Annotated in this window: 13 protein-coding genes; 5 read left to right on the top strand and 8 right to left on the bottom strand. The window is 43.8% G+C overall.

Annotation, left to right across the window (positions count from 1 at the left end):
• Positions 1-496: 496 nt before the first annotated feature.
• The 7 genes from BP07_RS05710 to BP07_RS05685 all read right to left on the bottom strand — a co-directional run bounded on the left by BP07_RS05710 (position 497) and on the right by BP07_RS05685 (position 4,822).
• Positions 497-1,111 carry an ATP-binding protein gene (locus BP07_RS05710; protein ID WP_052353282.1) on the bottom strand — a complete coding sequence of 205 codons (615 nt, stop codon included), beginning with the start codon at positions 1,109-1,111 and terminating at the stop codon, positions 497-499.
• Complete coding sequence (locus BP07_RS05705; protein WP_157203115.1) at positions 1,111-1,503, bottom strand: hypothetical protein; 393 nt, start codon at positions 1,501-1,503, stop codon at positions 1,111-1,113. The genes BP07_RS05710 and BP07_RS05705 overlap by 1 nt, the downstream gene beginning before the upstream one ends.
• Positions 1,504-1,585: 82 nt before the next feature.
• Entirely contained in the window at positions 1,586-2,014 is a 429-nt protein-coding gene (locus tag BP07_RS05700) for an AAA family ATPase (protein ID WP_042686768.1), read from the bottom strand.
• Between the two features lie 222 nt (positions 2,015-2,236).
• The gene (locus BP07_RS05695; protein ID WP_042686767.1) at positions 2,237-3,376 is read right to left on the bottom strand and encodes an RNA-guided endonuclease InsQ/TnpB family protein; all 1,140 of its coding nucleotides are present in this window, start codon (positions 3,374-3,376) and stop codon (positions 2,237-2,239) included.
• The gene (locus BP07_RS08825; RefSeq protein ID WP_157203113.1) at positions 3,363-3,506 is read right to left on the bottom strand and encodes a hypothetical protein; all 144 of its coding nucleotides are present in this window, start codon (positions 3,504-3,506) and stop codon (positions 3,363-3,365) included. The genes BP07_RS05695 and BP07_RS08825 overlap by 14 nt, the downstream gene beginning before the upstream one ends.
• A gap of 355 nt (positions 3,507-3,861) precedes the next feature.
• Positions 3,862-4,296: a HEPN domain-containing protein gene (locus tag BP07_RS05690; RefSeq protein WP_052353281.1), complete on the bottom strand. Its 435-nt coding sequence runs from the start codon at positions 4,294-4,296 to the stop codon at positions 3,862-3,864.
• Positions 4,286-4,822, bottom strand: coding sequence for a nucleotidyltransferase domain-containing protein (locus BP07_RS05685; protein ID WP_084174134.1), 537 nt, complete (start codon positions 4,820-4,822; stop codon positions 4,286-4,288). The genes BP07_RS05690 and BP07_RS05685 overlap by 11 nt, the downstream gene beginning before the upstream one ends.
• Positions 4,823-5,124: 302 nt before the next feature.
• Here BP07_RS05685 and BP07_RS05680 point away from each other — a divergent pair, with 302 nt between their 5' ends.
• From BP07_RS05680 to BP07_RS09150, 5 genes are read left to right on the top strand one after another with little or no spacing between them, the layout of a single operon-like run.
• Positions 5,125-5,442, top strand: coding sequence for a DNA-binding protein (locus BP07_RS05680; RefSeq protein ID WP_042686800.1), 318 nt, complete (start codon positions 5,125-5,127; stop codon positions 5,440-5,442).
• A 14-nt stretch (positions 5,443-5,456) separates the two neighbouring features.
• Positions 5,457-5,714, top strand: coding sequence for a UDP-N-acetylglucosamine 2-epimerase (locus BP07_RS08600; protein ID WP_211247062.1), 258 nt, complete (start codon positions 5,457-5,459; stop codon positions 5,712-5,714).
• 2 nt (positions 5,715-5,716) lie between these two features.
• Positions 5,717-5,926 carry an antitoxin family protein gene (locus tag BP07_RS05670; RefSeq protein WP_211247061.1) on the top strand — a complete coding sequence of 70 codons (210 nt, stop codon included), beginning with the start codon at positions 5,717-5,719 and terminating at the stop codon, positions 5,924-5,926.
• Positions 5,917-6,120, top strand: coding sequence for a PIN domain-containing protein (locus tag BP07_RS09235; protein ID WP_157203112.1), 204 nt, complete (start codon positions 5,917-5,919; stop codon positions 6,118-6,120). The genes BP07_RS05670 and BP07_RS09235 overlap by 10 nt, the downstream gene beginning before the upstream one ends.
• A complete protein-coding gene (locus BP07_RS09150) occupies positions 6,117-6,374 on the top strand; it encodes a PIN domain-containing protein (RefSeq protein WP_084174132.1) in 258 nt (85 codons plus the stop codon). Before BP07_RS09235 ends, BP07_RS09150 begins: the two co-directional genes overlap by 4 nt.
• Here the strand turns inward: BP07_RS09150 and BP07_RS05665 are convergent.
• Positions 6,365-7,699 (bottom strand): ATP-binding protein, encoded by a 1,335-nt coding sequence (locus BP07_RS05665; RefSeq protein WP_042686798.1) that lies wholly within the window; start codon positions 7,697-7,699, stop codon positions 6,365-6,367. The two genes, BP07_RS09150 and BP07_RS05665, sit on opposite strands and share 10 nt — an antisense overlap.
• Positions 7,700-8,386: the final 687 nt, after the last annotated feature.

Below are 8,386 nucleotides of genomic sequence, written 5' to 3'. Positions count from 1 at the left end.
TACTCCCCACGCTTACGCATGGGGCTTCCAAACAGCTTAACGAAGCTGGCACGTGAGTGGATTAATGGGGTGTGGCTTAGCCACACCCCTTAATGCGCTGTTTTGCTGGCTTTTGTAAAAAGCCAAGTGGACGACAGCTGCGGTTGGGCGTTCACCTGAGGCTTTACGCCTCAAGCTCATGCACCCTTCGGGACGGTCACGAGCCCCGCATCCCATCGAACTCGTTATCCGATGGGCTACATGACTTGGTATATTTAGCAGAGTATTTAAACTTAGCCACCTCCCCTTGCGTATCCCCCTCCGAAGGGGTCTTGCAAGCAACGGGAAGATAAAGAGTATTCGCTCATCCGTATTTTAGCTGATATTAGTTCTGAGAACCATCCCCACTCATCCGAATCAACGCCAGAAAGTCGAATGGCCAGTGGGTTTCTCTGATTATTCGTAGTAAAACCTTAAAACCTTTTCAGTCACAACATGTAGATGAGCCTGTTAGTATTCAATCGACCTTTCCGAGCAGCCATTCCCAAAGAGGAACCACTTTCACTTCCCTTTCCCCTTCTTCTATCACCCCTTCATCATCCCATGTTATCACACTCAGCCTTTCAGCCTTTAGTCTCTTTCCTACCTCCGCCAGGTTCTTAACTTCTCTTCCATAATTGTTTTCAGTTATTTCCTTTGTAACCTGTATCAGCTCCTCCACTTTCAACCCTTTTTTCAAAATGAAGTCGACCTCCCTTTTATCATCCCGCCAGTAGTGCAGTTTATAGCCTCTCCTCAAGAGTTCAACGGCAACTGTATTTTCCATTTTCCTTCCCAAATCTGGTGATGGAGTGAAACCCGCGCTCAAAAAGGCTGGATCAATAATGTATGCTTTTTTCGGAGACTTCAAGCTTTCCCGTATCTTGTAAGAAAAGCGCTCTGCTTTAACAATTATGAAAGCCTCTTCAAGATAATCAACGTAATTTTTCACAGTGTGCACACTGCCGATGTTTAGAGCGTTCTTCAGCTTCGTGTAGCTGAACTCTCTAGCAAAGTTAGAGACAAGGTAAAGGGAGAGCTCGTAGAGGGTTGAGGAGTACTTCACGTTCCTTCGCTTAACCACATCCTTCATTATGATGCTGTCAAAAAGCATTCTCCCATAGTCACGATAATCATAACCCTTGACAACCACCTCTGGGAAGCCCCCCTTTCCAGATACTCGGAAAGTTTTGAGAGCATTTTTCCTTCCTGAGAGCTCATCTCCACCTTTGGCTCAATTTTTTTGGCCCTCAAGAATTCCCTGAAGGAGAACGGAAAAACTTTAACCCTATCGGCGGGAAGTCTCCATGCGTGAGCGTGGAGATGAGAGCCGATAAGCTTATATTTTTCCTCATCATACTTCTTATTGTCTGCAAGGCTGAAAGAGCTGGCAGACCTAGGGCTGGGACGGCCCGAAGTGAAGCCTGTGGAGACCATGACCTCCGTAACCCGCCTTCCACACGGGGTGCAGAGGAACGGTCTCATCTGACGAGACCTCCGCTGTGGGTGTGTGGGGATCGAGTCTGGTCGTTGAAGCAGGAAGCTCCTTCCGACAGGGAGGGGTAGTTCACCTTCCACATATCTCCCCGTCAGATGGCAGCTCACTGCTCAGCAGTTTCGAATTCGAGCCAGTAAGAACGACGTTATAACCCAATCTTCTGAGCCTATTGACAAAAAGCTCCCAATCCTTAACATTCTGGATTTCGTCGAGGAAGAGGGTTTCAAATTCTCCATAGACCTCATGGACAAGCTTTAAAACCTCGTTGAGGTCTTCCGCTTTGGTCAATACCTCATCATCAAAGTTCACATAACCAAAATTTTCTTTAAGAGCTCTCACCGCTAAAAAGCTTTTTCCAGCCCTTCGAGGTCCAGTTATTACCTTTATCAGGTCGGTTGGAAGGTACTGCTTGAGTTTTTTCTCAGCTTCTCTCTCAACATAGTGTTCTTTTCCCAGCTTCTCGAGTTCATACTTTTGGGCTATTACGTGCTCCCTCATCCTGTGCACCTGAGAAAATATAGTGCACAAAGTTTAAAAAATTTGTGCAGTTTAGTGCATATTTTTGAGTTATAATTATTGAACGCTCATCTATATTTTAGCTGATATTAGTTCTGAGAACCATCCCCACCCATCCGAATCAACGCCAGAAAATCAAAAACCTGCAATCTCCTGAAGCTGACACCACGATACTTCCTCAGATAAGCCCTCAGAATGAGTGAACTACTCCCCGCTCACGCAGGGAGCTTCCTGCTTCACAGAGAAGACTTGCCCCTCGATTACCGCTTTAGCGGTAACGAGGAGTAGAGGTCTCCTCTCCACAGGCTCTAAGGACCGTCCCAACCCCGATTTGTTCTTTATCCTGCAAGCTGAGATATAATCCCTATACAGGTCATCAAAAGTTAGTCCTTCAGATGTACCTCTTGGGTTTACCTTTATGACTCTCCTTCCAGCTCTCTCAGCCTTGAAGGAGAGCATTTCGATGAACTTACCCCAAGAGGCATCCAATATGCGTTGAGCTAGTTTGTTTCCAACTTTAACCATATTTCTAATCTTCAAGTCTTCAACTGCTATTATGTCGTGATTATTCACGTAAAACCTGCTAAGTTTATGTAAGAAGTCGTTTCTCTGATTTACAAGTTTTTCATAAGCTTTAGCAAGCTTAATACGAGACTTCTCTCTATTTTTAGAGCCCTTCTGCTTTCTTGAAAGGTTGCGTTGTAGAGTCTTTATCCTTTGCAAAGTTCTCTCGTAAAACTTGGGATTCTCTATTTGCCTTCCTTCACTATCTGTCAGAAAGTGTCTTACACCAACATCTATTCCCACTTCTTTACCTGTTGGTGGTAATAGCTCTGGTTCATCTTCTACCTGAACAATTGCATACAATTTACAAGATTTCTCTCTTTTTACAATCACCCCTTTAATTCTTCCTTCAATTGGACGGTGTAGTTTGATGGGGATAGTACCAGCCTTAGATAAGATGAGCTTGTTATTCTCAAAATCAATCTTGAATCCCGATTGATTGAAGTTCAGAGTTTTGAACCATCCCTTACCCTTATAACGGAGCTTACCAACTTTCTTTCCATTCTTCTTCAACTCTGATAGGGCTTTGATGTTCGACCATAACTGGTAGTTCACCATCTGCAAAACCTTGGAGTAGACTTTATTCAGGTTAGGATTCTCTTCCTTTAGCTTAACGATTAGAGCTTGTGTATCTTTCTGTTTTATCTTTCTACCTTCTTCTTTTGCCTTATTCAGCTCAAACAATAAACGATTGTATAACCATCTGCATAGCTCAAGCTGTTCCGTTAGTTTAGCTTGAATGGTTTTGGAAGGATAAATGCGAAACTTATAGCTTAGCATTCTCAATCAACTCTTTTATAGCCTCATCTATTGTGATTCTTCTTTTTTTCTTGAGCTGTAATTTTGAGACCACTTCTAAGAGTTTTTCGTGAGTGTCTTTCTCAACCTTCATAGTAACCTTACTCATCATAGTTTTATTAGTATCATAACTATATATGCTTATCGGCTCTCATCTCCCTACGAAGGGGACTTCCCGCCGATAGGGTTAAAATATTTGCCCACTTTCAACCAGTATCTGGCTTCTCTCTCATCCTTTCATCAGGACCTTTTCTACACCAATCATAAGCCAGTCTGTTCTGCATGTGTTCCAGATCCAGCATCCAGATTATACTCAGGCTGAGGTAGCTCCAATATATGATAATCTACACATCTTTTCACACTCCCTTATCACAGGGCTCATCTTAATAATCTCATGACGGGTGCCAATGATGGCTATCCATTCACCAAGTTGCTTACTGCTGATTACAGAGTAATCAACGCTTAGTTTAATCATCAGAAGCAATCTCTAACAATTCCTCCATCCTCTTGATAAATTGTCTGGCAGTATCGATACTGGATTTCACTTCTTCACTTGTAGGAGCATGAAATGTGTATTGATCCTCATGGCGAGTGCTTCTCATTCTGTCAAAAACCACAACCCATTTTTCCTCCAGTAAATTCTGGTTGACGTACTTTTCAAGGTAAACACCAACACAGTAGTGACTTTTCTCCCTAACACCATCCCTGAAAAGTACTGCTCTTGCAGAGTGAAACACAGCCAGGTATGTTGATAATAAAGCTGATCTAAAAGCACCGGATTCAAAATTTATCATTGCTTCATTAAGCCATTCCTTCGCCCGTTTTATCGATTCCTGACTTTTTTCTTTTGAGGGCTCTACATAACGCAGTAGGCCTCGCCTGAAGCATTCTTCATAATTCAATTGATTCCCCCCAGAGCACTATCGAATCATTTACTATGGAATTATAGAAGGGCCTATCTTTCTCCTTTAACTCTTTAATTTTTTGATGTGTTAAAACAACAAGATTTACTTCGGTTCCAACCATCTCTCTCAGCTTTTTCTGCAGTTTACCGAGCTCGAACTCAGAAGGGTAAGTTTCGGTCTTAATCCAGACGTCCAAATCGCTCTCATCTGTATTTGTACCTTTAGCCCAGCTTCCGAATAGTCCGAAACCCTTAATCCAATCACGTTTCAATGAATCCTCATCTATTTTATTTAGATTGAGCAGCAGCTTAATTACCCTTATCATAGCTGAATCCCCGAATCGATAGACCCTACCATGCTTAACGAGCAACCCAAACTCGGTTAACTTATTCAGATATCTTGAAACTAAACCCTTTGTCACACCGGTCTCTCTTGAAACTTGCGTTACAGTGAAATCTCTCTGATAAAGAGAATAATAAAGGATCCTCAGGCGCTCTTCACTTTTAAACAGCTCAACAAGCATACTGTATACTTGTGTTTATGGATTATAAACTTTTTGTTTATGCAGTGTAAACGATATACATTCAGAACTGAGTATCCCATAAGACCAGCTTTTGCATTCACGATGAAACTGGGCAGGAAGCCCACCACATTTAGTGGTGGGAGGAATTCCCCTCAAAGTTTAAGTAGATGCTTGTCATATAAAAATGAGAGTGGATTGCTCCCTCGTCGGGACACGGCGAGTATAGGCGTGAAATGGTATGGGGGAATTCCGATAAGGACTTTGAGTAAAGAGGACGTGATGGCTGAGGTAGGGGCAATCAAATGGTTTTAGTCGATAATACTGTTCTTTCGAACTTTGCAAAGGTGAATAGGGTAGACCTGCTTAAAGGGGCTTTTGAGAAAGTATACGTAACAGAGCAGGTTTTGGAGGAGTTTAGAGTAGGCGTTAGGAGAGGAGTTTTACCTGACGTAACTCTTGATTTTGAAGTGGTAGAGGTAAGGGAAGATGAACTTGAGCTCTACAACGCTTTGAGGGTAAAACTGGGAAAGGAAGAGGCATCTTGCTTAACTATCGCAAAGAACCGCAACATGAAAGTTCTAACAGACGATTCAGATGCAAGGAAGGTTGCGAACCTTTAGGTTTTCTTGAGTTTTTGGAGCTGGAAGCCAATGCAAGACTGGCTTTAACCAACTCAGGAGGTGTGCAGGCTTTGAGAGATAACACAGAGAGGCCGGAGACGTTGGAGGTGGGTTCAAATGTTCTGGCTGGAACAAGACCGGAGAGGATACTGGAAGGAGTGCGAGTGATACTTGACAGGGAGAACGGCTGGGAGGATCCATTTGGTGAGGCTGGGGAGGAGGTTGTGGGGCTAATCCGAACAGATTTAAATACTTCTCAAACGAAGGAATAGATGTGGTGGTAAATGTGAAGGCGATTGAAGTTGTTTATGAGAATGGTGTTTTTAAACCCATAAAAAAAGTAGACCTACCCGAAGGGATAAAACTGACGGTATTGGTTGAAGAATTTGGTGAAATCGACGAGATATCAAACAGAGTTAAGAACATAGCCGGTGAAGCATCCAGGGAAAAAATTATTGAAATACTGGGTGAAGCATGGGTGTAGTCTACCTGGATTCCGGTATTTTGGTGGATCTTCTACTCGGAAGCAGTACAAGAAGACTGGCTATTAAATCCATTATAGCTGGAAAAAAGAGGGTTACGTCGGTAATATCTCTATGTGAAGTTCTTTATGTTTCTACAGCTTTAAGTGCCGAAAGGATTTACGGGAACAGAGGTCGTAGCGCTGTAAGCTTATAAAGAACAGGCACGAAGATTATCTAATCCTCTATGAGAGTGTCAAAGACCTGTACTCCTTACTCAATATTGAAATCTTACCTCATCCGAAAACAAAAATTATGGACAGCTTGATCAAGAAGTACAAACTTCCTCCGCGGGATTTGGTACATATAGCAACCGCAATTGAAAACAACTGCAATCATTTTTTAACACTTGACAGCGACTTCAAGCAAATCAGCGAGGAAATAGAAGTCATCGAGGATGATCATGATTGACGATGGTCGTCAACCTCCTGAAAGTCTTTCAAGTCCCAAATGAGCTCATCTTTCTCAGAAACTCTCCTTGCAACTATGCCATAATACTTCTCATAACCTTCGAGCCCAATGAGCTCAGCTTTCCTCCCGAGGTCTCCGAGAATTCTGTCGATATCTCTTTCGCTCAGCTCTCTCCACTTGACCTCCACCAACAGAGCCTTCTTCTCACGCTCGTTTAACGCCAGCAGATCTACCTCCTCACCCTTATGCCACCATCCTCCGATCTTGGAGAATTTGAAGGGAAGCCTTTCACGCCTGTTGAGCTCAATGAGGAACTGCCTCGCAATACCCTCGAAAACCATGCCCAGGTAGTTCGCGCAGTCCTTCTTAATTTCTCCGAGATCGAAAATACCTTCCTCGATGGCTGAAAGGTTCGGATATATGTAGCGGAACCAGAATGCTACGAAGTTATCTCCGATAAAGTATCTCCCCTTCTTCGAGCTTGCATTCTCAGTTACGGGAACTCTCTTCACAAGGAATTCAGTTTCCATCAGATTTTTCAGATACTGTGTGATGTCCGAATGTTTTGCTTTCAGGTGTTCTCTGATCTCTTTCGGCGTGTTTTTGCCGAGAGCCACTGCTTCGAGAATCTTCTTGTACGTTGTCACATCGCTGAACTCGTACTTTATCAGGAAGTCGAGCTCATCTTTCAGGAAAGTATCGGGCCTCTTCAGCTCTCCTTCGAGCCACTTCCAGAAGGGCGGTTTAACTTTTTCGAGGTGATAAGGGATTCCATCTGCGAATCCATATATCTCGACGAGCTCCTCCCACTGGAGGTTGGGGAAGAACTCCCTGAGGTGGAAGAACTTCAATGGCCTTAGCTTCATCGATGCAAACCTTCCGTAAAGCGGGCTTTTGTAACTCAGAACCCTGTCGCTCATCATGGAGATCGACGAACCAAGCAGTATGAGCTTCGTGCCTGTATTACCGAGAATCAGATCGACTGCACGCTGGAAGAGCGACACGACTTTTTGGTCCTCCTTAATGAGGTTGGGGAACTCATCTATTACGACAACCTTACCCTTCAGAAAGTTGAAATAGGCTTCCCAGTCTTCCTGAGCGTAGGAAATTTCCGGGACGAGTTTCGAAGCCAATCGCTTGAAGTGCCTGAGGTTGTCCCCTTCCACCGCTAAGTAATATACGTGTTCTCTCTCCTTTACCGCCTCAAGGACTAGGCGGGTTTTGCCAACTCTCCTCTTACCGTAGATCACGATAAGCTCGAATATGTCGCTGTCCAGCCTTTCTCCCAGAGCCTTCAGCTCCTCCACTCTGTCAACGAACTTCATGATAACCGCCGTTATGATAATTTGAGTTATCATTTATATCCCTGTCGGTTTGATTCAGCCGTGAGTCCGGATAAGGCAGTGGCTGCGTGAGCCAGCCCGTGGGGACCCCTCTCTTTAAGGCTCGTAAAGAACTCCTCACAGAGCCCCTTGCGTGAGCGAGGGGTAGTTTACGCACTCAATCAAAACAAACGTGAACCGTAAACACCGACTTCTTTGTGCATGCTACCACCACCCATCGAAGAACACCTGTGCATGGGAGTGGTGCCACCCTAAAATAATCTGTCCCTCTTTTCTCACATTCCCTTATAATGGGAGACATCCTTATGATTTTCGGTCTTCTTTCCTCAATCATCTGTTTTCTGTTAGTGATAAATATACGATATCGTGATATTCAATGAGATACCATGGTATTTGAGGAGGAAATTCTTGAAAATAAGTATTATGCAGAGAAATGAGGATGAGCTGGATTTCTGGCTCTATAAGCAATCGAAGATTTGGGGTGGAATGAAGAGAAGACAAAGATTGCTCTCTATGGAGGGATTGACAGGGTGAGGGGGGCTGAAGAGTTTTATGCGCTTCTATGCCGTGTGGCTCGTGTGCACAAAAGCCTTTCTGGACGTGGTGGCAAAAATTAAAAAGGGTCGTGCAGAATGTGTTCCATAAAGTCCTACGGTGAGGCTCATGGCA

The organism is Methermicoccus shengliensis DSM 18856, assembly GCF_000711905.1.
Classification (GTDB): domain Archaea; phylum Halobacteriota; class Methanosarcinia; order DSM-18856; family Methermicoccaceae; genus Methermicoccus; species Methermicoccus shengliensis.
The sequence above is the reverse complement of the archived record's forward strand: the minus strand, read 5'-3'. Positions and strand labels throughout refer to the sequence as shown.